The following is a 23,997-nucleotide window of genomic DNA, read 5'->3' as shown; positions in this document are numbered from 1 at the left end:
TCAGAGACCGTAGCGGTCCTTGCTGTGTTCGCTCTTGGCTTTCTCGTCGTCCGGCAGGTACAGCGGTCCTTTCTGGCCGCAGCCGGCCAGTGCGGCGGCAAGCACGGCGAGCGCGACGAAGGGAAGCAGCAGTCGCTTCATGGCGGAATCCTTGTAATAAAGCATCGATTGGCCCGGAGTATACCGGCCCCCCGCCGCCTTGCCTATTCAAGCGGGCTCCCGTCGGGCGGGGCTTGCAGGCCGGGTCCGGCGGATTTTCGCCCGGTTCGCGGCAGCCACCTCCAGGCGGCGCCGCCAGCGAGCTACCGGCAGTGCCGGGCTGACGGGTTCCGGCGTTGCGGCGCGGCTCGCGCCGAAACACCGGCAACCCCTATCATTGGCCAAAAACGGATGATCCGATGGAGTATCGCGAACCCCTGCCCAGTTCGGTGTCGGTGGCCTATCTGCAAGGTCTGGTGGACCACCTGCAGCGTCTGGGCGTCGATCCTGCGCGGTTGCTGGCGCAGGTCCAACTGGAGCCGTCGATCCTCGCCCAGCGCGATCAGCGCATCGCCGCCAGTGCCTATCTGGAACTGGTTGGTGCCGGCGTGCGGATGAGCGGCGACGACAACCTCGGGCTGCACCTCGGCGAAGCCGTGCGCCCCGGTTACTACGGTGTGCTGGGCTATCTGATCATGAGTTGCGCGACCCTCTCCGACGCCTTGCATCGCCAGGCCCGATACGCCGCGCTGGTGGGCAACCTCGGTCGCGTCGAGCTGGCCGACGAGCCGCCGCGTGAGGAGTGCGAGCCGCTGGTCAGGCACAGTTGGGAGCCGCTGCTGCCACAACAGCAGAGGCAGCTGAGCGAGGAAACGCTGGCCGGCTGGGTCAGTTTCGGGCATTGGGTCAGCGGCGTGGACGAAGCGCCGTTCGAGGTGCGTTTCAGCCACAGTGCGCCGGCAGACACCCGCGAGCACCAGCGCATCTTCCGTTGCCCGGTGCTGTTCGATCAGCCGGACAACGCCCTGGTTTTCCCGAAGCGCCTGCTGTCCCTGCCGCTGGGCCAGGCCGATGCCCAGGTACAGCGAACGCTCGATGCCTACGCCGAGCGCCTGCTGGTGGAAATCAACAAGGGCGACAACGTGCTCGACCGCGCACGCCTGGAGCTGGCGCGCCAGTTGCCGGAACAGGGCGTCGATCTCGAACGTCTGGCGCAGGCCCTTGCGCTGAGCCCGAGAACCCTGCAGCGCCGCTTGCGCGACACCGGCCTCTCCTTCAGCCAACTGGTGGACGAAACCCGCCAGCAACTGGTGCTGCACTACCTGCGCGACCCCGCGCTGGACTCCGCCGATCTCGCCTACTTGCTGGGTTTCAGCGAGGCCGGCTCGTTGTCGCGGGCATTCCGCCGCTGGACGGGGCAGAGTCTGGGCCAATACCGGCGTAAACTGGCGCCTTTGACCGACACCGAGGACGACGAATGAGCACTTTGAGCGAAGCCCGCTTCCATGATCTGGTGGATGCCGTACAGGTAACGGTGGAGGACGCCTTCGACGACAGCGATCTGGATGTCGACCTGGAGAACTCCGGCGGCGTGCTGACTGTGCGTTTCGAGAACGGTACCCAGTTGATCCTCAGTCGCCAGCCGGCCCTGCGCCAGTTGTGGGTGGCGGCGCGCTCCGGCGGCTTCCACTTCGACTACGACGAATCCGGTGCGCTGTGGATCTGCGACAGCACCCGCGAGCCGCTGGGCGCGCTGCTCAACCGTGCCACCCTGGAACAGGCGGGCGAGGATGTCGAGTTCCCCGGCGTCTGATCCGCAGGCGAGCGTAGCGTCGCCCTGCTGCCGGCGTTGCTGCCTGGACGAGGGCGATGTCTGCCTGGGCTGCGGCCGCAGCCTGGGCGAGATTCTCGAATGGAACGAGGCTGACGGCGAGCGGCGCAGGCGGATAATCGCGGACGCCGCACAGCGCAGAAACAAGCGGTCACCTGCGCCTTGACCGGGCGGTATTGCTTATTTTCTGTACTGTGTTAGTGTCCGGGAAAACCCCGCCCTAGGGCGGGGTTTTGCTTTTCTGGATATTCCGATCGAACAAATCAGGGCCCCGGATGCGTGAGCTTCCGGGGCTCTCCTGTAAGGAGACTGCCAACCATCATGACCACTTCACCGTCCATCACCGTTACTCGACTCGACCTGCAACGTCTGGAGCGCCTGCTCGACAGCCTGGATGAGTACGGCCCCGCTGCCGAGGCGCTGGAGGCCGAACTGGCCCGTGCCACGGTTGTCGGCCACGACGAGATACCGCCGGGCGTGGTCACGATGAACTCCACCGTGCGCTGCCGCGAGGAAGGCAGCGGCAAGGAATACCACCTGACGCTGGTTTACCCGGCGGACCTCGGTGGCGAAGGCAAGGTGTCGGTCCTCGCTCCGGTGGGCACTGCGCTGCTCGGCCTTACCACTGGCCAGAGCATCGACTGGCCGGCGCCGAGCGGAAAGACCCTCAAGCTGACGCTGCTGGAAGTGGAATACCAGCCCGAGGCGGCCGGCGACTTCGATCGCTGATCCCCTCGCGGACCCGCCGCCGGGCGTATCGCGCCGAAGCCCTTCAGGCCTCGGCCAGCGCCCGGTTCAGAGCCTGCTCAAGGCTTTGCTTGTAACGCAGGAAATGCACCGTCTGCAGTTCGCCGCCCTCCTGCATTGCCGATAGGTCGAGGTCGGTGATGTAGCACGGATAGCGCTCCTGGCCGCGCCGCCGGTCGAGGATATGCCGGGCTGCCGCCTGGAACAGCTCGGCGCCGAACTCCAGCTCCGAGAATTCGCGATGGTTGCAGTACAGCGTGGTGCGCGCGCGTTGGCCGTCGCCAGGTTCGACGATCGCCTGCACGTTGTAGTAAGGCAGTGCTTCCAGCGCCTGTGGCGCGTTGCGCCGTTCGACGCGTTGCGCGCGCTGGTGCCCGTTGCCGATCACTTCGTAGAAGAGAATGTCCGCCCCGACCGGCCCCTGGGCTTCGAGCAGCAGCGGGATCATGGCGTTGCGGCGGTACTGCACCGATTGCAGGAAGCGTTGCAGCGGCAGCAGCAGGCCTTCCTCGCTGTCGTAGTCCTGGCGTCGGCGCCAGAGTGCGTTGCGCTCGTCGAGGACGGTGACTTCCGCGCTGCCCTCGTCCAGGCGGTAGAACACTTGCACGGTATTGGCGCGGCCCAGCGGCAGGATCATGGCGAGATCGTCGCCTTCGAGCGCATGCCGATCCAGTTGCAGTACGCCGCTGTCGTCCTGGGTGTCGCCCAGATGCTCGATCAGCGCCGGCAAACCCTCGATCACCCGGTGGCTGACGTTGCCCGGCAGCAGGTGCAGCAAGTGGAAGTGCCGGCGCACCTGTAACAGGTAGCGCCCGCCGCGCCCGCTGGCGAGCTGTGCGTAGGCATCGCGGAACAGTTCTTCCACGCGCTGCGCGATGGCGTTGGCGCGGTTACGGCAGTAGCAGCGTACCACCAGGCGTGGCGGTGGCGCGTCACCGGGCAGGCCGTTGAGGAATTCGCGCAGGCAGTCGAGCAGCGCGTGCGGCCCGGCGAAGCGGCTGACCAGCAGTTCGTTCCAACTGTTCAGGGTGATCTGGTCGAGGGTCAGCACCAGATTGTCGCGTACGCCGGAGTAGCCGAGGGAGTCGGTGCGCTCGGTGGTCATGTGCACGTTCATCTGGCTGTGCTGGCGTAACGGATCGATGCCGACGTTCACCAGGATCAACGCCTGCGACGGCACACTGCTGCGCAGCAGGGCGCTTTCCGGCACTTCCGCCAGCGGCAGCGGGAAGGCCTGTTGCAGGCAGCCGAGCAGGTTCTGCAGTTCGAATTCGCTCAGGTCGCTGGCGCCGGGTTGCAGCGACAGCCGCGTGCTGGTGTCGATCACGCCGTTGCGGTGGCTCCAGGCGAGCAGTTCCATCAGGTCGCGGGCGCGGCGCAGTGGCGCGAAATCAGCCATTTCCTGCAGCGACAGGTTGCCGGCGAACAGTGCCCAGTAGGGCGGTTTGCCTGCTTCTCCGGCAGGCAGGTGGGCGAGGGTGAGGATGTCTTCGGCCATGTCCGGGGCGATGCCCGGGTTGATGAATTCCACCTTGCCCGCCTTGCGTTCGAACGCGGCGTAAAGGCGTCGGCCGAGGATGCCCAGGTCCCTCGGGTTGATACCGCTGGCGGCTTGTTGCAGGCGAGCGAACTGGGAAAGGAAGCGATAGCTGTGGGTCAGCTCGTTGACCAGTGCGCGGCGCTCCAGCAGCACCTGGCGGACTTTCCACTGGCTGCGGCTGTCGAGCAGGCCGAAGGCGCGGCTGTCCCATTTCCACTCGGCGGACAGGCGCTCCATCACCTTGCGCTGCCAGCTCTTGCGGCCCTGGCGCGGCGGGCGGCCTAGCTTCTTGCCGACCTTCAGGTACAGGCAGCGGCGGATCAGTTCCAGGCGTTCCTGCTCGCCGCGCGCCACCAGGTATTCTTCGAGGCGACGGTAGAGCATCACGTAGGGGTCGAGTTCTTCGAGGTCGAGGCGGCCGGCATAGATGGCCTGCTTGTAGCGCAGGCTCAGGCAAGCCACCTGCGGATGCTCGCTGGCGTAGACCTCGGTGAGCAGCAGCTTGAGCACGGATTTATAGGGCGATTCGATGCCCTTGAACAACTGCCACATGCCGGCGCCGATGAACTCGCCCGGCGGAATGTGCGCGAGGTGCCCGAGGTCGAGGACTTCGTCGGCGCGGATGAAGCGCTTGTTCAGCAGGGTCTGGCAGTACTCGGCGTAACGCCCTTCCTCATAGACCGGCACCAGCCACCATAGTGGGGTGCGTCCGCCAAGCCAGATCGCCGTGCGGTAGAACTCGTCGAGCAGCAGGTAGTGCTGGCTGGTGCCGCAGTCGTCGGAGGTCAGCCGCGCCTCGCGGGCGCCCTGGGTGAAACGCTGTGGCTCGACGAGGAAGCAGTGCACCTCCGTACCCTGGGTGGCGGCCCATTGCTCCAGCAGGTCGCACTTGCGGCGCAGCTCGCCCAGCTCCGGGGCGGACAGCTCGGAGGCATGGCAGACCCACAGGTCGAGGTCGCTTTGCTCGGCCTGCGCGACGGTTCCCAGGCTGCCCATCAGGAACAGTCCGTGGATCGGCAGCGGCGGATTGCCGCGGCGCGTCTTGTAGCTGAAGGATCGTGTGAGGCGCTGGGCTTCGGCGAGGATGTCGTCGTCCGGAACGAAGCCGGAGAGGCCGGCGGGGGTGGAGGCGGAGACATAGCCGGGCAACAGTGGATGATTGACGTCGAACAGCAGCGGAAGCAGCCGCAGCACCAGTTGCTGACGGCTGGACAGCGCTTCGCTGGCGCGTTGCAGGCGGCCGGCGTTGATCTTGAGGAAGCGCTGGCGCAGTTGTGCCAGCACCTTGCGGTCGATGCCGTCGTCGATGTCCGGGCGGATCTCGTGGATGAGCGTCATGGCGTACTGCTGTCTGGCCAGCGGCGCCGCCTCGTGGAGTGCGGCGCACGGAGAGTTGCCAGGTTATCGCCCGTCGGCGGCAAGTCTTGAGGTCAGGAGGAGCGCAGGATGCCCAGCAGTACCTGGGCGTGCTCGGCGGCGTCGAGGCCGAGGCTGGTCAGGTAGCCGCCATCGGGTTTGTCGATGAGCCCCTTGGCGTGAAGCCGCTCGGCGGCGGCGACGGCCTCCTTCGAGGCGTCATGGTGGACTTTCAAGCCAGCCTGGCTGTTCTCCAGGTCGTAGAGCGCCAGTAGATCCAGTTCCGCAACCATTTCTTCTGTGAAGGCCATACACCAACTCCTGATGGTCCAGTGAGGCTCCAGTGTAGCCACATCGCGGGACGCCCCGGCAAGCCCTCTCAGTCGTCTTCGTCGGGCAGGGTGGGCAGCGCGCGCAGAGCCTGCTCGTACCATTGGCCGTCGAAGGCGCGGTCTTGAGCCAGCATCGCCTCGATCTCATGGGCCAGCACCAGCGCCATCAGATGCAGGGCGTCCTCGCGTTCGTAGCCGACCAGCGTAAGCTTGTTGAACACCGCGCGGGCAGCGGGCGGGCTTTCGCTCTCGATCTGGTTCTCGATGGCCTGGATCAGGGTTTCCTCGGCGAAGGACTCTTCGCCATCTTCTTGTTCGGACATCGCATTGCTCTCCGATGGGCTTGTGAAGCAGCGGGAAGTTGGCCAACCTGCGGTCAACCTCAGGCTTGGAAGGATTGTCGGGCGACATGATCACCTATTACACCCTCGTCGGCGACCGCCTGGTGCGCCACAACGGCAACGAATGCCACGGCATGCCCAAGGACACCCTGTGGATCGACCTGTTCCAGCCCACCGCCGAGGAGGAGCAGCTACTGGAGTCGATCATCGCGGTGGATGTGCCGACCCAGGAGGAGATGGCCGAGATCGAGGATTCCTCGCGCTTCTACGAGAGCAAGGGCGCGCTGTACATGACCACCACCGTGGTCGGAGGCATCCGCGAGCACAAGCCGAGCACCTCGGAAGTCACCTGCGTGCTGACCCCGCACTGGCTGGTGACGGTGCGCTATACCGACCTGCTGGCCTTCCGCACCTTCGAGGCCCGCACCCAGCGCGGCGGCTGCGAGGGAGCCAGCGACCAGTTGTTCGTCTCGCTGATGGACAGCGTGGTGGATCGCATCGCCGATGTTCTGGAAACCGTGCAGAAGCAGCTCGACACACTCTCCAACGGCATCTTCCACGAGGGCGGGGCCAAGGGGGGCAAGGCCGACCTGCAGGGGATCGTCAAGCAACTGGGGCGCAGCAACTCCCTGCTGTCCAAGCTCAACGAGAGCCTCCTGAGCATCAGCCGGCCGCTGGCGTACTTCCGCCAGGGCAACAACGGCTGGATCAGCGACGAAGTGAAGCTGGGCATGAAGTCGGTGGAGCGCGACGTGCGCTCGCTCAGCGAGTACCAGTCGAAGATGTCCGGCGAAATCACTTTCCTGCTCGATGCCACGCTGGGCCTGATCAACATCGAGCAGAACAGCATCATCAAGGTGTTCTCCATCGCCGCCGTGCTGTTCCTGCCGCCGACCCTGGTGGGCACCGTGTATGGCATGAACTTCGAGCACATGCCCGAGCTTGCCTGGCTGGCGGGCTACCCGATGGCGCTGGTGGCGATGGTCATCTCGGCGATCATTCCGTACTACTGGTTCAAGTACAAAGGCTGGCTGTGAGGCATGCTCGCGGCACATGACGGGCAGCTCCCCCGCCGGGATTGATGTCGGTCAAGGGGAGTCGCCGCGACGGTGAGCAAAGTGGACAGGATATCCGGCCAACCCATTCCGTCTCACAGGAGGAGACCATGCCCCAGAACGACCCCAAGACCCTGCCCGCAGGATCCATCGCGGCCCCTACCGGTGGCGGCGAGGAGATTCGCTCCCAGAGCCACGGCCCGGTGGCGCTCACCGTTGCGATGGCGCCGCGCGGCAGCAACGAGGATTCCACCTCTGCCGACCTGCCCGCCAGCTACCCGTACCGCAAGCGCATGCAGCGCAGGGAGTACGAGGTGCAGAAAGCCAAGCTGCAGGTCGAGCTGCTCAAGGTGCAGAACTGGGTGAAGGAGACCGGACAACGCATCGTCGTGCTCTTCGAAGGGCGCGATGCGGCCGGCAAGGGCGGCACCATCAAGCGCTTTACCGAGCACCTCAACCCGCGCGGCGCGCGAGTGGTGGCGCTGGAGAAGCCCAGCGATGCCGAACGCGGGCAATGGTACTTCCAGCGTTACATCCAGCATCTACCGACCGCGGGTGAAATCGTCTTCCTCGACCGTTCCTGGTACAACCGTGCGGGGGTAGAGCGCGTGATGGGCTTCTGCACGCCGCGCCAGTACCTGGAGTTCATGCAGCAGACGCCGGACCTGGAGCGCATGCTGGTGCGCAATGGCATCCACCTGTTCAAGTACTGGTTCTCGGTAAGCCGCGAGGAGCAATTGCGGCGCTTCGTATCGCGCCGCGACGACCCGCTCAAGCACTGGAAGCTGTCGCCCATCGATATCCAGTCGCTGGATCGCTGGGACGACTACACCCAGGCCAAGGAAGCGATGTTCTTCCACACCGACACCGCAGACGCGCCCTGGGTTGTGGTCAAGTCCGACGACAAGAAGCGTGCGCGGCTCAATTGCCTGCGGCACTTCCTGCACTCGCTGGACTACCCCGGCAAGGATCTGAAGATAGCCCGCGCGCCGGACGAGCTCCTGGTTGGCCGCGCCGCCGAGCTGGACTGCGATGAGCTGGAGCGGCCGCTGCCGACGATGCCGGCGACCGAGCGCGAGGTGCCCGCTTCGGCCTGAGCCGCTACTGCTGGCTGATCTGCATCAGTTGCCCTGAGACCGCGCGGGCGTTGCGCTCGACGATGATCGGCGCCCACGGGCGGCCCGAGGCGCTGACCAGGGCATTGCTCTTGCTGTTCATGTCCAGCAGCGCCTTGCTCAGATAATCCCAGCGCGTCTGCAACTTCTTGGTCGTGTCGCCATCCGGCAGTTGCTCGATGCGTTGCGACAACAGCGGAACCAGCACGCTCTCGTCCTGCCCCAGGTACTCCTGGGGTTGTTCCCGGGATATCTCCAGCCCGCTCATGTAGGCGCGGCCCAGATACTGGGTGGCGAGGAACTCGACCCGTACCGGCAGCTCCCACAGCGGGACCTGACCGGCATTGGCGCTGGCCGGGACGAAACGCTCGATCTGGTTCAGCAGGTCACGCAGCGCCCGGCTGAGGTCCTGGTTGTAGCGCCAGGGCAGGTCCTCTTCCTTGGGGCCGTAGGAAACGCCATTGCGAATCTGGGTAACGAATTCCGCATGCGCCTTCTTCAGGTCGGTATCGGATCTGGCATAGCTCTTGAGCGTGCTGTCCAGGGTGGCCAGGTCCTTTTCCAACTGGGCGGCGTGGTTTTCCTGGAAGCCTTCGCCGCGCAGCAGGAGCAGGCTGTTGATCGATCGGCAGGTATACACCTGCATGGTCTGCAGTTGCAGCTCATCGCTGGGCAGGCTGGCCTGCGCACAGAGGGCGAAAAGGCCGAGATAGCACAGCAGGAGACCACGAAGCACATCGAGTGTCCGGAGCATGGCGGGAGGTTCCTTATTGTTATTGTGTGCCGCTCGGCGCGCCGGGTTGTGGTTTTCTGGCGCCAGATCCACGGCTATCCCAAGGCTAGCGCTGATCGCCGCTACTGCAACCATCCGAAAGAGTGATTCGTGGGGCTCAACACCTAGGCGTGCGCGGCATCGCGCAGGCGGTCGCGGTCGAGGATCTCGATCCCTCCGTAGCTGAGCCGGAGGATGCCCTGGGCTTCCAGGTCCTTGAGAATCTGGTTGGTGGTCTGCCGTGACAGCGACAGCATCGCCGCCAGTTGTTCCTGCGGCAGGTGCAGCTCGCGCTTGCAGGTGGACGACTCGCCGTAGCCCTCGGCGATCATCAGCAGCCGCCGCGCCAGGCGCGGTGCGGCCGGCAACAGTGACAGCTCTTCCAGCACGGCGAAGGTAATGCGCAGCTTGTGGCTCATCAGCAGGGCGAAGTCGCGCCAGTACTCCGGGTGCTGGGTGAGCATCGCCTGCAATGGAACCTGGGGCACCTGGAGCAGTGTCGTGGCGCCCTCGGCGAAGGCGTCGTGGGTGCGTGGCTGGCCGTCGAACAGGCAGATCTCGCCGAACCAGTTAGGTGGCTCCACCAGCGCCAGCAGCGCTTCCTTGCCATTTTCGCCGACCACGCTGATGCGCATTGCACCTTCCACAACGCAATACAGCCCACAGGGGGCATCGCCGCGGGCGAACAGGCGTTGCCCGGCTGGCAGGCGGCGGACCACGGCGGCGCCGCACAGGGCTTGGCGCAGACTGTCCGGGAGGGCCTGGAACCAGCGGCCCTCGACGAGGCGGAGCAGATACGGATTGGCGTCGGTCATGGCTTTGTCGGCTAGCTGACAGAGTGCAAGGGCGCACAACGCCATCATGCCAGTACCTTGCGGGAGAACAACAATGAAAACGCTCGTCGACCATCTGGCCCAGTACGCCGCCTACCACCGTGACCGTCGCAACATCGTCAGCCACTTCATCGGCATTCCGATGATCGTGTTGTCGATTGCCACCCTGCTGTCGCGCCCGGGTTTCGACCTGGCCGGCCTGACCATCGCTCCAGCCACGTTGCTGGCGCTCGCCTCGATCATTTTCTATCTGCGCCTGGATTTGCGCTTTGGCCTGCTGATGACCGCGCTGCTGGCGCTGTCGTTGTGGGGCGGCGCGCTGTTCGCCGCCGGCAGCACGGCGTCCTGGCTGGCCTGGGGCATCGGGCTGTTCGTGGTGGGATGGATCATCCAGTTCGTCGGTCACTGGTACGAAGGCCGCAAGCCGGCGTTCATCGACGACCTCACCGGGTTGATCGTCGGCCCGCTGTTCGTCGCCGCCGAAGCAGCCTTCCTGCTCGGCCTGCGCGATGAAGTGCGCCATGCCGTGGAAGAGCGCGCCGGCCCCACCTGCATCCGTGACAAGAACGCCACTGCCTGAGTCCGCTCAATCCATGCCGTTGAGCTGGCGCAGTATGCGTGCGCTGTCGGGATCGGCCGGGAAGAAGGTTTCCAGGGCCAGTTCCGACAGCGTCACGTCCACCGGCGTGCCGAACACCGTGATGGTGCCGATCAGGCTGCACACGCCGAGTTCGGTCTGTAGTTGCACCGGAATCAGCACCATGTCGCCGCTGGCGGCTTCGTCGTAAGGCGGTGCCGGGTAGGCCGCCACTTCCTCACGCAATGCCTGTAGCGCCGGGTCGCCGCTAGCCTCGTAGTCCCGCTGCAAGCGCTCCAGTACATGCGCCTTCCACGGCCCGAGGTTGAGGATGCGCGGCGCCAGGCCATCGGGGTGCAGGCTCATGCGCAGCACGTTTATCGGCGGCTGCAGCAACTCGGGCGCCACGCCGATGAGGAAGATATTCACCGTGCGATTGGACGCCAGCAGATTCCAATGGCGGTCCACCACCATCGCCGGGTTCGGCTCATGGGCCATGAGCAACTGGTCGATGGCCTGCTTCGCCACGGTCAGCGCCGGGTCGTCCAGGCCCTTCTCCGAATACACCGGTGCGTAACCGGCGGCGCTGAGCAGGCGGTTGCGTTCGCGCAGAGGGATGTCCAGTTGCTCGGCCAGGTGCAGGAGCATCTCGCGGCTGGGCAGGGCGCGTCCGGTTTCGACAAAGCTCAGGTGGCGCGTGGAAATTTCCGCGTCACAGGCGAGATCGAGCTGGCTGAGTCGGCGGCGCTGGCGCCATTGGCGGAGCAGGGCGCCGACAGGCTGTGCCGGATTGTTGTGGGCTGGGTTGTTCATGGGAACGAACAATAGACCGCGGCGGGTTCCGCGGCCATTACCTGGCAGGTAATCGACGCGCATCAGGCCTGGGTGGATTCTGCATCCACACGCCGCCAGCCGGTGGCGCCCCCTGAAGGAGCTTCGCCATGACTCTGCTGCAATCCTCCCCGCTGCTTCGCCTCACCCTGAAAGCCGACGCCCTTGCCGGCGGCGCCATCGGCCTGCTGATGGCCCTGGCTGCGCAACCGCTTGGCGAACTGTTCGGCCTGCCGTTCATCCTGCTGCTGGTGGCTGGCATCGTGCTGCTGCCGCTGGCGCTGGTGCTCTACTGGATGAGCAACCAGACGGTACTGCCGCGCACCGGCGTCTGGGCGGTGATAGCCTTGAACGCCTTGTGGGTGCTGGAGAGCATCGCCCTGCTGGTGACCGGCTATGTGCAGCCGACCGCTCTGGGCTACGCCTTCGTCATTGGCCAGGCGCTGGTGGTCCTGCTGTTCGCCGAGCTGGAGTTCTTCGGCCTGCGCCGCTCGGCTGTCCTGGCCTTGTGACGGCACCACCCGTAGGGCGCATAGCGCATCAGCGTTATCCGCCCTACGTTGTTTGCGAACCGCGTTACGCCAGAGCTTCGCCGATGAAGCTTTGCAGGATGGGTGGAGCGCAGCGATACCCAGGCGGTCGGTGCGTGGAATCGATGGGTATCGCTACGCTCCACGCCATCCTACGTTGGTGCTTGTCGACAACTCTGCGGAATGGGGCTGCCCGGTTCCCGCATGCGAACCGTGTTACGCCAGAGCTTCGCCGATGAAGCTTTGTAGGATGGGTGGAGCGTAGCGATACCCATGCGGTCGGTGCGTGGAGTCGATGGGTATCGCTGTGCTCCACGCCATCCTACGTTGGTGCTTGTCGACAACTCTGCGGAATGGGGCTGCCCGGTTCCCGCATGCGAACCGTGTTACGCCAGGGCTTCGCGGACGAAGTCGAGGCGGTCCTGGCCGAAGAACATGTCGTTGCCGACGAACATGGTCGGCGCGCCGAACATCCCGCGCTTGATCGCCGCCTCGGTGTTGGCTTTCAGCGCATCCTTCACTTCCTGATCGGCGCTCAGCGCCAGCAGTGCCTGCGGATCGAAGCCCGCCCCGGCCAGCAACGGCCCGAGTACCGCCGGATCGCCCAGGTTCAGCGCATCCACCCACATGCCCTTGAACACGCAGGCGAGCAGTGCCTCGAAGCGCTCCGGCTGGCGCATCTGCACGCCGGTGGCGGCGCGCATCAGGGTGAGGGTGTTGATCGGGAAGTGCGGGTTCATCTTCAACGGCACGCCGTAGCGACGGGCGAAGCGATCGATGTCGATCATGGTGTAGCGACCCTTGGCTGGGACGGCGATGGGTGAGGAATTGCCGGTTGCCTGGAACACGCCGCCCAGCAGCACCGGCCGATACACCAGCTCGGCTCCGGTTTCGGCGCAGATCGCCGGTAGCTGGGTGTAGGCCAGGTAGGAAGTCGGGCTGCCGAAATCGAAGTAGAACTCGACGCTCTTGCTCATGAGTGGCTCTCTCTTTTTTTGAAGGTTCGCAAAATCGGCATATGACTTTGCGAGCAGGAGCCAGGCTGGGTGGAATTCAGCGGGGCGCGTACCGTTTGCTCTGATAGGCAGCGCCGGCAAACGAGCAGTCCTTGCTGGATTCCAGCGACGCCTGGTCGGCGCGCAGCTAGTCGTCCTCGGATTTTTACCAGCGCTCGATCCACGGGCGCAGATCCAGCTCGAAGGTCCAGGCATCACGTGGCTGTGAATGCAGATACCAGTAGCTGTCGGCAATGTGCTCAGGGGCGAGGATGCCGTCCTGGTCCTTGAGTTTGTAGCGCTCGGGGAAGTTGTCGCGGATGAACTCGGTGTCGATCGCGCCGTCCACCACCACGTGCGCCACGTGCAGGCCCATCGGGCCGAGTTCACGCGCCATGCTCTGGGCCAGCGCGCGAATGCCGTGCTTGGCGCCGGCGAATGCGGCGAAGCCCGACGCGCCGCGCAGGCCGGCGGTGGCGCCAGTGAAGAGGATCGTGCCGCGCTGGCGCTTGACCATGCGCTTGGCCACCTCACGGCCAGTTAGGAAGCCGGAGAAACAGGCCATTTCCCAGATCTTGAAGTACTTGCGCGCGGTTTCTTCGAGGATGCTGCACGGCACGTTGGCGCCGATGTTGAAGACGAAGGCCTCGATGGGGCCGATGTCGCGTTCGATGGTTTCCACCAGTTCGATCACCGCCTCTTCCTTGCGCGCGTCGGAAGCGAAACCGTGGGCCTCGCCGCCTTCGGCACGGATGGCGTCCACCAGCGGCTGCAGCTTGTCGGCCGAGCGCCGGGTAACGCAGGCGATATAGCCTTCTCGGGCGAAGCGGCGGGCAATCGCGCCGCCGGTGGCATCGCCAGCGCCGATCACCAGCACGACTTTCCTGTTCTGCGACATCCTCGTTTTCCTCTTTGGTAAACGGTCGTTAGGTAAACGAACGTTATGCTATTCTCCGGCGGACCGTCAACCCGCTCCGGAGGCGCCCGATGCGCTACTCAGCCACCCACAAGAAAGAAACCCGCGAGCGTCTGCTCCACAGCAGCAGCGCGCTCGCCAAGCAGGGTGGTTTCGCCAGTACCGGCGTCGATGGGTTGATGAAGGCGGTCGGGTTGTCCGGCGGGGCCTTCTACAACCACTTCTCCTCGAAGAACGAACTGTTCGCGGCCATCGTGCAGCGCGAGCTGACCCAGAGCGTCGAACGCCTGGCCGCGCAGGGCAAGCCGTTCGACCGCGCCCGCCTGGAACGTGCGTTGTTGCGCTATCTGAGCGTGAGCCATGTGAACGACGCGTCTGCCGGCTGCGCGATTCCCGCGCTGGGGGCGGAAATCGCCCGCGCCGATCAGTCGGTGCGGCAGAGTGCGGAAAACACGCTGCTGGAACTTCAGCGGGCCTGGGCCGAGGCACTGGGCTCGGCCCAGGACGCCTGGGCGCTGCTGGCGCAGTGCGTCGGCGCGCTGGTGGTGGCGCGGATGGTCGCCAGCGAGGAGACCCAGGCGGCCATCATCGAATCGAGCCGGGATTTTCTGCTTCGCCACCTGGACGAAGCGGGGCGGGAATAGAGCCCGCAGAAGCGGGCCGCGCCTGCGACCATTGCCACGCCGTAGCGCAGCGCGGACGAGATCGCAAGCGCGCTGCGCCGGTCAGATGCTCGCCACCGGCTGATACGCTTTCGGCTTGAAGTACAGCGTTTCGCCACGCGCGAGGCCGGTCAGACTGTCGTGGTCCTTGACCACTTCGGCCTCGATCAGCTCATCCTGGCCGTCCACCTTGAGCGTCACGCGGGTGATCGCGCCCAGCGGGCGAATGTCGCGGACTTCGGCGGGGCGATGCTCTTCCACCGCTTCGCGGGACAGCGACACCTCGTGCGGACGGAACAGCACGTGCTCGTCACCGCCGATGTGCAGGCGGTTGGAGTCGCCCAGGAAGTGGTAGACGAAGTCGCTGGCCGGGTTCTCGTAGACCTCGCCGGGGGAGCCGATCTGCTCGATCACGCCCTTGTTCATCACCACGATGCGATCAGCGACTTCCATCGCCTCTTCCTGGTCGTGGGTGACGAACACCGAGGTCAGGTTGATCTCCTCGTGCAGGCGCGCCAGCCAGCGGCGCAGCTCCTTGCGTACCTTGGCGTCGAGGGCGCCGAAGGGTTCGTCGAGCAACAGGATCTTCGGTTCCACCGCCAGGGCGCGCGCCAGGGCGATACGCTGGCGCTGGCCGCCGGAGAGCTGCTCCGGGTAGCGGTCCGACAGCCAGTCCAGTTGCACCATGTTCAGCAGTTCGTGGACCTTCTCGGCGATGCGCGACTCGCTCGGGCGCTCCTTCTTCGGTTTCATGCGCAGCCCGAAGGCGACGTTGTCGAACACCGTCATGTGGCGGAACAGCGCGTAGTGCTGGAATACGAAGCCGACGTTGCGATCGCGCACGTCGTGCTGCGAGACGTCTTCGCCGTGGAACACGATGTTGCCGGCGTCCGGGGTTTCCAGGCCGGCAATGATGCGCAGCAGGGTGGTCTTGCCGCAGCCGGACGGGCCGAGCAGGGCGACCAGCTCGCCGCTGTGGATGTCGAGGTTGATGTCGTTCAGCGCCTTGAAGGCGTTGAAGTTCTTGCTGACGTTACGAATTTCGATACTCAAGGCTCACTCCTCGTCAGCTTTGACTTTGGCGCGGGACAGGCGCGATTCGCTCCACTGCTTGAGCAGCAGGATGACCAGGGCCATCAGCAGAAGCAGGGTGGCGACGCTGAAAGCGGCGACGTGGTTGTATTCGTTGTAGAGGATTTCGACATGCAGCGGCAGGGTATTGGTGACGCCGCGGATATGACCGGAAACCACCGATACCGCGCCGAACTCACCCATTGCCCGCGCGGTGCACAGCACCACGCCATAGATCAGGCCCCATTTGATGTTCGGCAGGGTGACGTGCCAGAACATCTGCCAGCCGTTGGCGCCCAGCAGGCGCGCCGCTTCTTCCTCCTGGGTGCCCTGCTCCTGCATCAGCGGGATCAGTTCGCGGGCAACGAAGGGGAAGGTCACGAAGACGGTGGCCAGGACAATACCGGGCACGGCGAAGACGATCTGGATGTCATGGTTCGACAGCCACTCGCCGAAGTAGCCCTGGGCGCCGAACAGCAGCACATAGATCAGACCGGCGATCACCGGGGAGACCGAGAACGGCAGGTCGATCAGGGTCACCAGGATGCTCTTGCCGGGGAACTCGAACTTGGTCACGCACCAGGCGGCGCTGACGCCGAACACCAGGTTCAACGGCACCGAAATGCCCACGGCGATCAGCGTGAGCTTCAGTGCGGCCAGTGCGTCGGGCTCCAGGATGGCCTCGAAGAAGGTGCCGAAGCCCTGCTTCAACGCCTCGCTCAGCACCACGAACAGCGGCAGCAGCAGGAACAGGGCGAAGGCCAGCCAGGCCAGCGCGATCAGGGCGCGGCGGCCCCAGACATTACCCCGGCGAGCAGCGTTGGCAGCGGCCGCGGCGGAAAGGCTTGCGGTACTCATGGCGCGCTCCTCAAGGCGTTTCGATGCGGCGTTGCAGCAGGTTGATCAACAGCAGCAGGACGAAGGCGACTACCAGCATCAGCACACCGATGGCGGTGGCGCCGGTGTAGTCGTACTGGTCCAGCTTGACCATGATCAGCAGCGGCAGGATCTCGGTCTTCATCGGCATGTTGCCGGCGATGAAGATCACCGAGCCGTATTCGCCGACGCCGCGGGCGAAGGCCAGGGCGAAACCGGTCAGCCAGGCCGGCAGCAGAGCCGGCAGCAGCACATGGCGAAACACCTGCAGGGGCTTGGCACCCAGGCAGGCGGCGGCTTCTTCGACCTCGCGGGGGATGTCCGCCAGCACCGGCTGCACCGTGCGCACCACGAACGGCAGCACCACGAAGGTCAGCGCCAGGGTGATACCCAGCGGGGTGTAGGCGATCTTCAGGCCGATCTCGGTGGCGAAGCGGCCGACCAGGCCATTGGGTGCATACAGCGCGGTGAGCGCGATGCCGGCCACGGCGGTGGGGAGGGCGAAGGGCAGGTCGATCATCGCGTCGATGATCTTGCGTCCCGGGAAGCGGTAGCGCACCAGCACCCATGCCAGCAGCGTGCCGATCACTCCGTTGATCAACGCTGCGATCAACGCGGTGCCGAAGCTCAGCTTGAGCGCAGCGAGGACGCGCGGCGCGGTGATGATGGTCCAGAACTGATCCCAGGTGAGCTGGGTCGTCTTGAGGAACATGGCCCCCAGCGGAATCAGCACCAACAGGCTGAGGTACACCAGGGTGTAGCCCAGAGTCAGCCCGAAGCCGGGTATGACCGGGGAAATGCGTCGTGACATTGGTTGTCCTTTCTCATGAACGCGTTGAGAACCTGGCTACGCCTTGCATTGCCCTAGCTCGCAAGGTCGTAGGCAGGTTCTGTGCCCCTGCCATGTGGCCGGGGTTTCCGTCCGGCGCAGGCTGTGCACCGCCTGCGTCGAACGTGCCGCCCGGCGCAAGGCCGGGCGGGTGGCGCATCACTGCGCCTGGTAGATCTTGTCGAAGATGCCGCCATCGTTGAAGAACTTGGGCTGCGCGGATTTCCAGCCGTCGAAGTCCTTGTCGATGGTCACCAGGTTGAGTTTCGGGAACTGCTGGGAAAACTCGGCGGCGACCTTCTCGTTACGCGGGCGGTAGAAGTTCTGCGCGGCGATGCGCTGGCCTTCTTCGCTGTACAGGTACTTCAGGTATTCCTCGGCGACCTTGCGGGTGCCCTTCTTGTCGACGGTCTTGTCGACCACTGCAACCGGCGGTTCGGCCAGGATGGAAATCGACGGTACGACGATCTCGAAGTTCTCGCCGCCCTGTTCTTTCTTGGCCAGGAAGGCTTCGTTCTCCCACGCCAGCAGCACATCGCCGATGTTGTTGTTGACGAAGGTGATGGTCGAACCGCGGGCGCCAGTGTCCAGAACCGGCACGTGCTTGTACAGGTTCTTCACATATTCCTGGGCTTTCTCATCGCTGCCGTACTGCTTCTTGGCCCAGGCCCAGGCGGCCAGGAAGTTCCAGCGGGCGCCGCCCGAGGTCTTCGGGTTCGGAGTGATGACTTCCACGCCCTGCTTGGTCAGGTCGCCCCAGTCCTTGATGCCCTTGGGGTTGCCCTTGCGTACCAGGAACACGATGGTCGACGTGTAGGGAGTGCTGTTATCGGGCAGACGCGCTTGCCAGTCGGCCGGCAGCAGCTTGCCCAGCTTGTTCAGTTCGTCGATGTCGCCGGCCAGGGCCAGGGTCACGACGTCGGCCTTCAGGCCGTCGATCACGGCGCGGGCCTGCTTGCCTGAGCCGCCGTGGGATTGCTGGATGGTCAGGTCATCGCCGCCCTGGGCCTTCCAGTGCTTGATGAAGGCGGCGTTGTAAGCCTGGTACAGCTCGCGGGTCGGGTCGTAGGAAACGTTCAGCAGTTGAGTGGCGGCGGAAACCGGGCCGGCAATCAGTGCGCTGGCCAGAGCGGCCAGGGCGAAACGGCGGATGGACATGTGCAGCTCCTGATAATGCAGATCTTTGTGTTTGTTGGCAGTGTCTTGCGGGGGAGGCGTCAGCCGCGCATTCGTGGCTGACTGCTGCTGTACCGGTGGGGCAGGGCGGTCATGGCGACTCTCCGGTGGTCCAGTCGTGTCGGACGGATGCTCAGGCCTGCTTGGCGGCACTTTGCTGGAGGCGGAACTTTTCCTTGCGTTCGATCTGGACGACCTGGCCGTTGTGCACGGTGATCTCGACGGCGCCGAAACGCAGGCCACGCAGGGCGCTCTGGACTTCGCGCAGGATGTTGGCTTCTTCCTGGCCGTCCAGGCTACGGAGGGTTGCGCTCATGGGTATCTGCTCCTAGTAGGTTGACCGCGGCGCCGCTTCCGGGCGGCCATTCGTGCGGTGTGAGCGCATCTTAGGCAGGAGCTGGATATTCTTAAAAATACTGTTTAAGAATTTTTATATACCCGAAAGTTTCAAGGGTGCCGTCAGGCCCGGTGGCGCGGCAGTTTGGGTAGCAAGACGTCGGCTGGCTGTGGCGCGCCGTACCAGTAACCCTGGCCGAAATCACAGGCATGGGTGAGCAGGAAAGCGGCCTGGTCCGGGCGCTCGACGCCTTCGGCAACTACCTGAAGGCCCATGCTCTGGCCCAGGCCGATGACCGCGCAGGCGATGGCGGCGTCCTCGGACTCGTCGGGAAGGCCGGCGACGAAGCCCTGGTCGATCTTCAGTTTGTGGACCGGCATGCGCTTGAGGCGCATGAGCGACGAGTAGCCGGTGCCGAAGTCGTCGATGGCCAGATGTACGCCGAGCAGACGCAGTTGGCAGAGCAGTTCCAGCGCCTGGTCGAAGTTCTGCATCACCGCGCTTTCGGTGATCTCCAGCTCCAGGTGATGCGGCTCCAGGCCCGCCTGCTCAAGCGCCAGCGCAACTCGTTGCTCCAGCCCGCCGCGGCTGAACAGGCGGCTGGATACATTCACTGCGATGTAGTCCAGGTCGATGCCTGCATCGAGCCAACTGCGCATCTGCCGGCAGGCCTGGTCGAGCATCCAGGCGTCCAGGGCGGTGATCAGCCCGCACTCTTCGGCCACCGGGATGAAGTCGCAGGGCGGCACCAGGCCGCGCTGCGGGTGCTGCCAGCGTACCAGCGACTCGACACCGACCATGCGCCCGCTGGCCAGGTCGTGGACCGGCTGGAAGTAGATGCGCAGCTCGTCGTTGTCCAGGGCATGGCGCAGCGCGGCTTCCACCTGAACGTGGGAGCGCGCGCGGGCGGTCAGTTCCGGCGTATAGAAGGCGTACAGACTGCGGCCGCTGGCCTTGGCCTGGAACAGCGCGGCATCGGCGTGCTGCATCAGGTGGTCGACGTTGCGCGCATCCTCCGGGAACAGGCTGACGCCCAGGCTGACGGACATGTAGATAGTCTGGCCGTTGACCATGAACGGCGCGTTCATGGTTTCCAGCAGGCGCTGGGCGAGGCTGCTGGCGTGTTGCTGCTGGGGGCTTTCGAGGATTACCGCGAACTCGTCGCCGCCCAGCCGGGCGAGTGAGCAGCGCTCGTCGAGGCAGCCTTGCAGGCGCTCGGCGACGGCCTTGATCAGCAGGTCGCCGGTGCTGTGGCCGAGGCTGTCGTTGATGTGCTTGAAGTGGTCGAGGTCGATGACCAGCAGGGCGCCGCCGCCCTGTTCGCGCTCGGCGCGGGCCAGCGCCTGCTCGATGCGTTCGCGCAGCAGCAGGCGGTTGGGCAGCGCGGTGAGGGGGTCGTGGTGGGCGAGGAAGTCCAGCTCGTGCTGCGAGCGTTTGAGGCTGCTGAGGTCGGAGAACACCGCGACGTAGTGCGTCAGCTCGCCCTGGTCGTTGCGTACCGCGCGTATGTGCTGCCACTGCGGATATACCTCGCCGCTCTTGCGACGGTTCCAGATCTCGCCGCTCCAAACGTCCTCGTTCTGCAGGGTTTCCCACATGCGGCGATAGAAGGCCGCATCCTGCCTTCCCGACTTCAGGATCGACGGTTGCAGCCCGAGCACGTCCCGGGCGTCATAGCCGGTGATGCGCGAGAACGAGGGGTTGGTGTGCACGATGACGCCACGGCTGTCGGTGACCAGCAGACCTTCCTGGGTTGCCTCGAACACCGCCGCCGCCTGGCGTAGGTGATCTTCGTTGCTGCGCTGGCGGGTGATGTCGCGGCTCACGCCGGTCATGCGCAGCGCGGTGCCGTCGACGTCCCGCTCCACGCGGCCACGGGCATGGACCCAGCGGTAGCTGCCATCGCCGTGGCGGATGCGGTAGACGCAATCGAGCTGCTCGCTGAGACCGTCGATGTGGTCCTGGTAGGCGGCGAGGGCGGTGTCGTGGTCCTCGGGGTGCAGGCGGTTTTCCCAGAGCAGGAAGTCGTCGCTCAGGCGGTCGCCGGGCAGCCCGATCAGGCTCGCGTAACCCGGCGAGTAGTAGACGCGGTGGGTGCGCAGGTCCCAGTCCCAGATACCATCCTCCACCACATTCAGCGCGCGGCTCAGGCGCTTTTCGCGGTCGCTCAGAGAGCTGATGGTCGCCTGCTGGTGGCGGAACTGCCGGTGCAGCAGTACGAACAGCAGCATCGCGCTGCCAGCCACGAACAGGTACTTTTTGGCGGTCATCCAGCGCAGGGTCTGGGCCGGGTCGGCAATGGCCATTTGTAACCAATGATCACTCGCCAGCATCCAGACTGTGGCGAGCACCAGGTACAGCAGGCTGATGCGCAAGGCGCTAAGACGAGGGTTCATGTGGCGGCAAGGCGAAGATATTGGCTGGGCAGTATAAAGGATGCCCATAGCGGGGCGTTCATATCTAAAAGACCGGATGGTTTTCCGGACCCGCTTAGTGATAATGCGAGCTGGCCTTGCCCGGCAAAGCCGCTCTTTCACACCACTTCCGAGGTTCATTATCGACCATGTGGTACAACGGTTTCCTTGATCTGTCGCCGTGGCAACTGGTGGCGATCACCCTGGTCCTGACACACATCACCATCGTCAGCGTCACCGTCTATCTGCATCGCTATTCGGCGCACCGTGCCCTCGAACTGCATCCCGCGCTGCAGCATTTCTTCCGTTTCTGGCTGTGGATGACCACTGCGATGAACACTCGCGAGTGGACTGCCATCCACCGCAAGCACCACGCCAAGTGCGAAACTGCCGACGACCCGCACAGCCCGGTCTACAAGGGCCTGGGTACCGTGCTGCGCAGGGGCGCCGAGCTCTACCGCGAAGAAGCGCAGAATGAAGATACCCTGCGCATCTACGGCAAGAACTGCCCGGAAGACTGGATCGAGCGCAATGTCTACTCGCGCTTCCCGATCGGCGGAGTGGTGCTGATGGCGGTGATCGACCTCGCCCTGTTCGGTGTCCTCGGCATGACCGTCTGGGCCGTGCAGATGATGTGGATCCCGGTATGGGCCGCGGGCGTGATCAATGGCCTGGGCCATGCGATCGGCTACCGCAATTTCGAGTGCCGCGACGCCGCTACCAACCTGGTGCCCTGGGGCATCCTCATCGGCGGCGAAGAACTGCACAACAACCACCATACCTATCCGAACTCGGCCAAGCTGTCGGTCAAGAAATGGGAGTTCGACCTGGGATGGGCATGGATCAAGCTGTTCAGCTTCCTGCGCCTGGCCAGGGTCGCCCGCGTGGCACCCATTGCCCATCGAGTCGAGGGCAAGGGCAGCCTGGACATGGACACCGCGATGGCGATCCTCAACAACCGCTTCCAGATCATGGCCCAGTACCGCAAGCTGGTGATCGGCCCACTGGTCAAGCAGGAGCTGGCCAAGGCTGACGAGTCGGTCCGCCATCTGTTCCGCCGTGCCAAGCGCCTGCTCTCCCGCGAGACCAGCCTGCTGGAAGATCGCCACCATGCGCGCATCCAGGACCTGCTCGCGCAGAGCCAGTCCCTGCAGGTTATTTACGAGAAGCGCCTGGCCCTGCAGCAGATCTGGGTGAAGACCAGCGCCAACGGTCACGACATGCTGGCGGCGATCAAGCAGTGGGTCCACGAGGCGGAGGCCAGCGGTATCCAGTCGCTGAAGGAATTCGCCGAGCAGCTCAAGACCTACTCGCTACGCCCCGCCGTATGAATTGACACCATCGTCCCCGGACGATGGATAGCCAGTCGCGAGAAAAGCCCGCCGTTCGGCGGGCTTTTCGTTTATTTTGAAGCTGCCTGCCGTAGTTTGCGGTCATAGCCCCACGCGATAAGAGGGGAGGAAGCCGACACATGGATGAACAGAACAAGATGCCCGTGGACCAGGACGAAGCCCTGCTTGCGCTGCTGCACAGCCGCGCCGAGACCCAGCGCCTCAAGGAGCGCGAGCAGCTTTTCAGCGCGCTGCTGGCGAGCGTCAACTCGGTGCTCTGGGCTTTCGACTGGCAGGCCCAGCGCATGGTCTACGTCAGTCCCGCCTACGAGCGCATCTTCGGTCGCTCGGCAGCGCTGCTGCTGTCGGACTACAACGAGTGGCGCAACTGCATCTACCCGGACGACCTCGAATACGCCCAGAGCAGCATGCAGGACGTGCTGGAGCGCGGCGCCATCGAGCAGCGCGAATACCGCATCCTGCGCGCCGACGGCGAGGTGCGCTGGTTGAGCGACAAATGCTTCGTCAGCCAGCACAGCGAAGCCGGCCTGCCGCTGATGATCGTCGGCATCGCCGATGACATCACTGACAAGAAGCACATGGAGACTGAGCTGCACCGTCTGGCCACCACCGACGTGCTGACCCAGAGCAGCAACCGCCGCTACTTCTTCGACAGCGCCGAACAGGCGTTCCGCGACTGCAAGGCCACCTCCACGCCGCTGGCGTTCCTGTTGCTGGATGTCGACGACTTCAAGAAGATCAACGACGTCTACGGCCACCAGGTCGGCGATGTGGTGCTTCAGCGTATCGCCCAGTGCGGTGCGGGAGCGTTGCGTCGTGGCGACCTGTTCGGGCGCATCGGTGGGGAAGAGTTCGCGGTACTGCTGCCCGGTTGTGACGAGAGCATGGCGCGGCAGATCGGCGAGCGTCTGCAGCGGGAAGTCCAGCGGCTGCGCTTCAATGAGGCCGAGCATTACTTCAGCGTCACCATCAGCCAGGGGCTGACCCTCCTCCAGCCGGACGACCAGAACCTGTCCGCGCTCTACAGTCGAGCCGATGCGGCTCTGTACCAGGCAAAACGCACCGGCAAGGACCGCATGGTTCAGGCGTGAAACACTGCCGCCGCGACCCGCGGCGGCGGATTATCGCTTTCCGACTATTACCTTCGCCTGCCTTCGGCGCACCCGGGGACGGGGTGGTCATGCTGTCAATATGCTTGTGCCATTAATATGGCGGCTTATAAATCAATGGGTTGCGAATCCATAAATGCCTTTTGTCGGAATCTTGGCGGTTGGGTGTTTCATGGATTGACACACCTTCGGCCACGCCACTATTACTAACCACATAGCAATATCGTGTGGTGTCTGGATGAGACACCCCGGGGAGTAGTCGCACGAGTAGTAGCGTGTCAAGGAAGATTTCGATGTACCCCCCCTGTCTTCCTGCCACCTCCTGTTCACTGCCCGAGAACTTCCGCTGCCTTTGCCGCAACGGAGGCGAGATGGTTTTTTGCTGTTGTTTTTCCAGATTTTCGGAATTGGCCGAGGGGCG

26 protein-coding genes are annotated in these 23,997 nt (G+C 64.6%); 11 read left to right on the top strand and 15 right to left on the bottom strand.

From position 1 onward, the window contains the following. Window positions 1–141, bottom strand: a complete 141-nt coding sequence (lptM, locus tag OU419_RS27520) for an LPS translocon maturation chaperone LptM (protein ID WP_254475438.1) — start codon at window positions 139–141, stop codon at window positions 1–3. Between the two features lie 257 nt (window positions 142–398). On the opposite strand from lptM, the gene OU419_RS27515 reads away from it, so the two are divergent. From OU419_RS27515 to rnk, 4 genes are all read left to right on the top strand, one after another. Beyond that, window positions 399–1,460, top strand: coding sequence for an AraC family transcriptional regulator (locus tag OU419_RS27515; protein WP_254475437.1), 1,062 nt, complete (start codon window positions 399–401; stop codon window positions 1,458–1,460). Beyond that, complete coding sequence (cyaY, locus tag OU419_RS27510; protein ID WP_254475436.1) at window positions 1,457–1,792, top strand: iron donor protein CyaY; 336 nt, start codon at window positions 1,457–1,459, stop codon at window positions 1,790–1,792. Before OU419_RS27515 ends, cyaY begins: the two co-directional genes overlap by 4 nt. Next, on the top strand, window positions 1,770–1,976 hold the full coding sequence (locus tag OU419_RS27505) for a DUF1289 domain-containing protein (protein ID WP_254475435.1): 207 nt from the start codon (window positions 1,770–1,772) through the stop codon (window positions 1,974–1,976). The genes cyaY and OU419_RS27505 overlap by 23 nt, the downstream gene beginning before the upstream one ends. A 155-nt stretch (window positions 1,977–2,131) precedes the next feature. Then, window positions 2,132–2,539: a nucleoside diphosphate kinase regulator gene (gene rnk / locus OU419_RS27500; protein ID WP_254475434.1), complete on the top strand. Its 408-nt coding sequence runs from the start codon at window positions 2,132–2,134 to the stop codon at window positions 2,537–2,539. Window positions 2,540–2,582: 43 nt separating this feature from the next. On the opposite strand, the gene OU419_RS27495 is transcribed toward rnk, so the two are convergent. From OU419_RS27495 to OU419_RS27485, 3 genes are all read right to left on the bottom strand, one after another. Further along, window positions 2,583–5,435, bottom strand: a complete 2,853-nt coding sequence (locus OU419_RS27495; RefSeq protein ID WP_254475433.1) for a class I adenylate cyclase — start codon at window positions 5,433–5,435, stop codon at window positions 2,583–2,585. 92 nt (window positions 5,436–5,527) lie between these two features. Beyond that, a complete protein-coding gene (locus tag OU419_RS27490) occupies window positions 5,528–5,764 on the bottom strand; it encodes a TIGR02647 family protein (protein ID WP_254475432.1) in 237 nt (78 codons plus the stop codon). A gap of 68 nt (window positions 5,765–5,832) precedes the next feature. Continuing rightward, window positions 5,833–6,108: a hypothetical protein gene (locus tag OU419_RS27485; RefSeq protein WP_254475431.1), complete on the bottom strand. Its 276-nt coding sequence runs from the start codon at window positions 6,106–6,108 to the stop codon at window positions 5,833–5,835. 86 nt (window positions 6,109–6,194) lie between these two features. Between OU419_RS27485 and OU419_RS27480 the strand changes: the two genes are divergently transcribed. After that, on the top strand, window positions 6,195–7,163 hold the full coding sequence (locus OU419_RS27480) for a magnesium transporter CorA family protein (protein WP_254475429.1): 969 nt from the start codon (window positions 6,195–6,197) through the stop codon (window positions 7,161–7,163). Window positions 7,164–7,384: 221 nt separating this feature from the next. Continuing rightward, a complete protein-coding gene (gene ppk2 / locus OU419_RS27475; protein WP_254475566.1) occupies window positions 7,385–8,278 on the top strand; it encodes a polyphosphate kinase 2 in 894 nt (297 codons plus the stop codon). A 4-nt stretch (window positions 8,279–8,282) separates the two neighbouring features. Here the strand turns inward: ppk2 and OU419_RS27470 are convergent, their stop codons facing one another. Together OU419_RS27470 and OU419_RS27465 are read right to left on the bottom strand one after the other, a co-directional pair. Next, on the bottom strand, window positions 8,283–9,050 hold the full coding sequence (locus OU419_RS27470) for a hypothetical protein (RefSeq protein WP_254475427.1): 768 nt from the start codon (window positions 9,048–9,050) through the stop codon (window positions 8,283–8,285). 143 nt (window positions 9,051–9,193) lie between these two features. After that, a complete protein-coding gene (locus OU419_RS27465) occupies window positions 9,194–9,883 on the bottom strand; it encodes a Crp/Fnr family transcriptional regulator (RefSeq protein ID WP_254475424.1) in 690 nt (229 codons plus the stop codon). Between the two features lie 73 nt (window positions 9,884–9,956). Here OU419_RS27465 and OU419_RS27460 point away from each other — a divergent pair, with 73 nt between their 5' ends. After that, complete coding sequence (locus tag OU419_RS27460; RefSeq protein WP_254475422.1) at window positions 9,957–10,481, top strand: Mpo1 family 2-hydroxy fatty acid dioxygenase; 525 nt, start codon at window positions 9,957–9,959, stop codon at window positions 10,479–10,481. 6 nt (window positions 10,482–10,487) lie between these two features. On the opposite strand, the gene OU419_RS27455 is transcribed toward OU419_RS27460, so the two are convergent. Next, entirely contained in the window at window positions 10,488–11,291 is an 804-nt protein-coding gene (locus OU419_RS27455; RefSeq protein WP_254475420.1) for an MmyB family transcriptional regulator, read from the bottom strand. A 128-nt stretch (window positions 11,292–11,419) separates the two neighbouring features. On the opposite strand from OU419_RS27455, the gene OU419_RS27450 reads away from it, so the two are divergent. Next, window positions 11,420–11,821, top strand: a complete 402-nt coding sequence (locus OU419_RS27450) for a hypothetical protein (RefSeq protein ID WP_254475419.1) — start codon at window positions 11,420–11,422, stop codon at window positions 11,819–11,821. A gap of 404 nt (window positions 11,822–12,225) precedes the next feature. Here OU419_RS27450 and OU419_RS27445 read toward each other — a convergent pair whose 3' ends face one another. Both OU419_RS27445 and OU419_RS27440 read right to left on the bottom strand, forming a co-directional pair. Then, window positions 12,226–12,816, bottom strand: coding sequence for a 2-hydroxychromene-2-carboxylate isomerase (locus tag OU419_RS27445; protein WP_254475417.1), 591 nt, complete (start codon window positions 12,814–12,816; stop codon window positions 12,226–12,228). A gap of 184 nt (window positions 12,817–13,000) precedes the next feature. Then, a complete protein-coding gene (locus tag OU419_RS27440; protein WP_254475415.1) occupies window positions 13,001–13,732 on the bottom strand; it encodes an SDR family oxidoreductase in 732 nt (243 codons plus the stop codon). An 89-nt stretch (window positions 13,733–13,821) separates the two neighbouring features. Here OU419_RS27440 and OU419_RS27435 point away from each other — a divergent pair, with 89 nt between their 5' ends. Then, window positions 13,822–14,394 (top strand): TetR/AcrR family transcriptional regulator, encoded by a 573-nt coding sequence (locus OU419_RS27435; protein ID WP_254475413.1) that lies wholly within the window; start codon window positions 13,822–13,824, stop codon window positions 14,392–14,394. Window positions 14,395–14,475: 81 nt separating this feature from the next. Here the strand turns inward: OU419_RS27435 and OU419_RS27430 are convergent, their stop codons facing one another. The 6 genes from OU419_RS27430 to OU419_RS27405 all read right to left on the bottom strand — a co-directional run bounded on the left by OU419_RS27430 (window position 14,476) and on the right by OU419_RS27405 (window position 21,097). Beyond that, window positions 14,476–15,465, bottom strand: coding sequence for a sulfate/molybdate ABC transporter ATP-binding protein (locus OU419_RS27430; protein ID WP_254475412.1), 990 nt, complete (start codon window positions 15,463–15,465; stop codon window positions 14,476–14,478). Window positions 15,466–15,468: 3 nt separating this feature from the next. Beyond that, window positions 15,469–16,341: a sulfate ABC transporter permease subunit CysW gene (cysW, locus tag OU419_RS27425; protein WP_254475410.1), complete on the bottom strand. Its 873-nt coding sequence runs from the start codon at window positions 16,339–16,341 to the stop codon at window positions 15,469–15,471. Between the two features lie 10 nt (window positions 16,342–16,351). Then, on the bottom strand, window positions 16,352–17,170 hold the full coding sequence (cysT, locus tag OU419_RS27420) for a sulfate ABC transporter permease subunit CysT (protein ID WP_254475408.1): 819 nt from the start codon (window positions 17,168–17,170) through the stop codon (window positions 16,352–16,354). 177 nt (window positions 17,171–17,347) lie between these two features. After that, window positions 17,348–18,346, bottom strand: coding sequence for a sulfate ABC transporter substrate-binding protein (locus tag OU419_RS27415; RefSeq protein WP_254475406.1), 999 nt, complete (start codon window positions 18,344–18,346; stop codon window positions 17,348–17,350). 151 nt (window positions 18,347–18,497) lie between these two features. Continuing rightward, window positions 18,498–18,680: a sulfur starvation response protein OscA gene (gene oscA, locus OU419_RS27410; RefSeq protein WP_254475405.1), complete on the bottom strand. Its 183-nt coding sequence runs from the start codon at window positions 18,678–18,680 to the stop codon at window positions 18,498–18,500. Between the two features lie 143 nt (window positions 18,681–18,823). After that, window positions 18,824–21,097, bottom strand: a complete 2,274-nt coding sequence (locus OU419_RS27405; protein ID WP_254475404.1) for a putative bifunctional diguanylate cyclase/phosphodiesterase — start codon at window positions 21,095–21,097, stop codon at window positions 18,824–18,826. 167 nt (window positions 21,098–21,264) lie between these two features. Here OU419_RS27405 and desA point away from each other — a divergent pair, with 167 nt between their 5' ends. Continuing rightward, entirely contained in the window at window positions 21,265–22,446 is a 1,182-nt protein-coding gene (gene desA / locus OU419_RS27400; protein ID WP_254475403.1) for a delta-9 fatty acid desaturase DesA, read from the top strand. Window positions 22,447–22,586: 140 nt separating this feature from the next. Continuing rightward, on the top strand, window positions 22,587–23,558 hold the full coding sequence (locus OU419_RS27395; protein ID WP_254475402.1) for a GGDEF domain-containing protein: 972 nt from the start codon (window positions 22,587–22,589) through the stop codon (window positions 23,556–23,558). Window positions 23,559–23,997 lie beyond the last annotated feature (439 nt).

The sequence above is a fragment of the Pseudomonas triclosanedens genome (assembly GCF_026686735.1).
GTDB classification, from domain to species: Bacteria; Pseudomonadota; Gammaproteobacteria; order Pseudomonadales; family Pseudomonadaceae; genus Pseudomonas; species Pseudomonas triclosanedens.
This window is presented reverse-complemented; position numbering and strand designations above follow the sequence as displayed.

Bases quoted from the DNA above. Each gene is read 5' to 3' on its own strand.
- OU419_RS27445 (WP_254475417.1), bottom strand. From the start codon at position 12,816: ATGAGCAAGAGCGTCGAGTTCTACTTCGATTTCGGCAGCCCGACTTCC.
- rnk (WP_254475434.1), top strand. From the start codon at position 2,132: ATGACCACTTCACCGTCCATCACCGTTACTCGACTCGACCTGCAACGT.
- OU419_RS27505 (WP_254475435.1), top strand. From the start codon at position 1,770: ATGTCGAGTTCCCCGGCGTCTGATCCGCAGGCGAGCGTAGCGTCGCCC.
- OU419_RS27460 (WP_254475422.1), top strand. From the start codon at position 9,957: ATGAAAACGCTCGTCGACCATCTGGCCCAGTACGCCGCCTACCACCGT.
- cysW (WP_254475410.1), bottom strand. From the start codon at position 16,341: ATGAGTACCGCAAGCCTTTCCGCCGCGGCCGCTGCCAACGCTGCTCGC.
- cyaY (WP_254475436.1), top strand. From the start codon at position 1,457: ATGAGCACTTTGAGCGAAGCCCGCTTCCATGATCTGGTGGATGCCGTA.
- OU419_RS27450 (WP_254475419.1), top strand. From the start codon at position 11,420: ATGACTCTGCTGCAATCCTCCCCGCTGCTTCGCCTCACCCTGAAAGCC.
- OU419_RS27515 (WP_254475437.1), top strand. From the start codon at position 399: ATGGAGTATCGCGAACCCCTGCCCAGTTCGGTGTCGGTGGCCTATCTG.
- OU419_RS27470 (WP_254475427.1), bottom strand. From the start codon at position 9,050: ATGCTCCGGACACTCGATGTGCTTCGTGGTCTCCTGCTGTGCTATCTC.
- OU419_RS27490 (WP_254475432.1), bottom strand. From the start codon at position 5,764: ATGGCCTTCACAGAAGAAATGGTTGCGGAACTGGATCTACTGGCGCTC.
- OU419_RS27455 (WP_254475420.1), bottom strand. From the start codon at position 11,291: ATGAACAACCCAGCCCACAACAATCCGGCACAGCCTGTCGGCGCCCTG.
- OU419_RS27395 (WP_254475402.1), top strand. From the start codon at position 22,587: ATGGATGAACAGAACAAGATGCCCGTGGACCAGGACGAAGCCCTGCTT.
- OU419_RS27480 (WP_254475429.1), top strand. From the start codon at position 6,195: ATGATCACCTATTACACCCTCGTCGGCGACCGCCTGGTGCGCCACAAC.
- OU419_RS27440 (WP_254475415.1), bottom strand. From the start codon at position 13,732: ATGTCGCAGAACAGGAAAGTCGTGCTGGTGATCGGCGCTGGCGATGCC.
- OU419_RS27485 (WP_254475431.1), bottom strand. From the start codon at position 6,108: ATGTCCGAACAAGAAGATGGCGAAGAGTCCTTCGCCGAGGAAACCCTG.
- OU419_RS27465 (WP_254475424.1), bottom strand. From the start codon at position 9,883: ATGACCGACGCCAATCCGTATCTGCTCCGCCTCGTCGAGGGCCGCTGG.
- OU419_RS27415 (WP_254475406.1), bottom strand. From the start codon at position 18,346: ATGTCCATCCGCCGTTTCGCCCTGGCCGCTCTGGCCAGCGCACTGATT.
- desA (WP_254475403.1), top strand. From the start codon at position 21,265: ATGTGGTACAACGGTTTCCTTGATCTGTCGCCGTGGCAACTGGTGGCG.
- cysT (WP_254475408.1), bottom strand. From the start codon at position 17,170: ATGTCACGACGCATTTCCCCGGTCATACCCGGCTTCGGGCTGACTCTG.
- lptM (WP_254475438.1), bottom strand. From the start codon at position 141: ATGAAGCGACTGCTGCTTCCCTTCGTCGCGCTCGCCGTGCTTGCCGCC.
- OU419_RS27405 (WP_254475404.1), bottom strand. From the start codon at position 21,097: ATGAACCCTCGTCTTAGCGCCTTGCGCATCAGCCTGCTGTACCTGGTG.
- OU419_RS27435 (WP_254475413.1), top strand. From the start codon at position 13,822: ATGCGCTACTCAGCCACCCACAAGAAAGAAACCCGCGAGCGTCTGCTC.
- OU419_RS27495 (WP_254475433.1), bottom strand. From the start codon at position 5,435: ATGACGCTCATCCACGAGATCCGCCCGGACATCGACGACGGCATCGAC.
- oscA (WP_254475405.1), bottom strand. From the start codon at position 18,680: ATGAGCGCAACCCTCCGTAGCCTGGACGGCCAGGAAGAAGCCAACATC.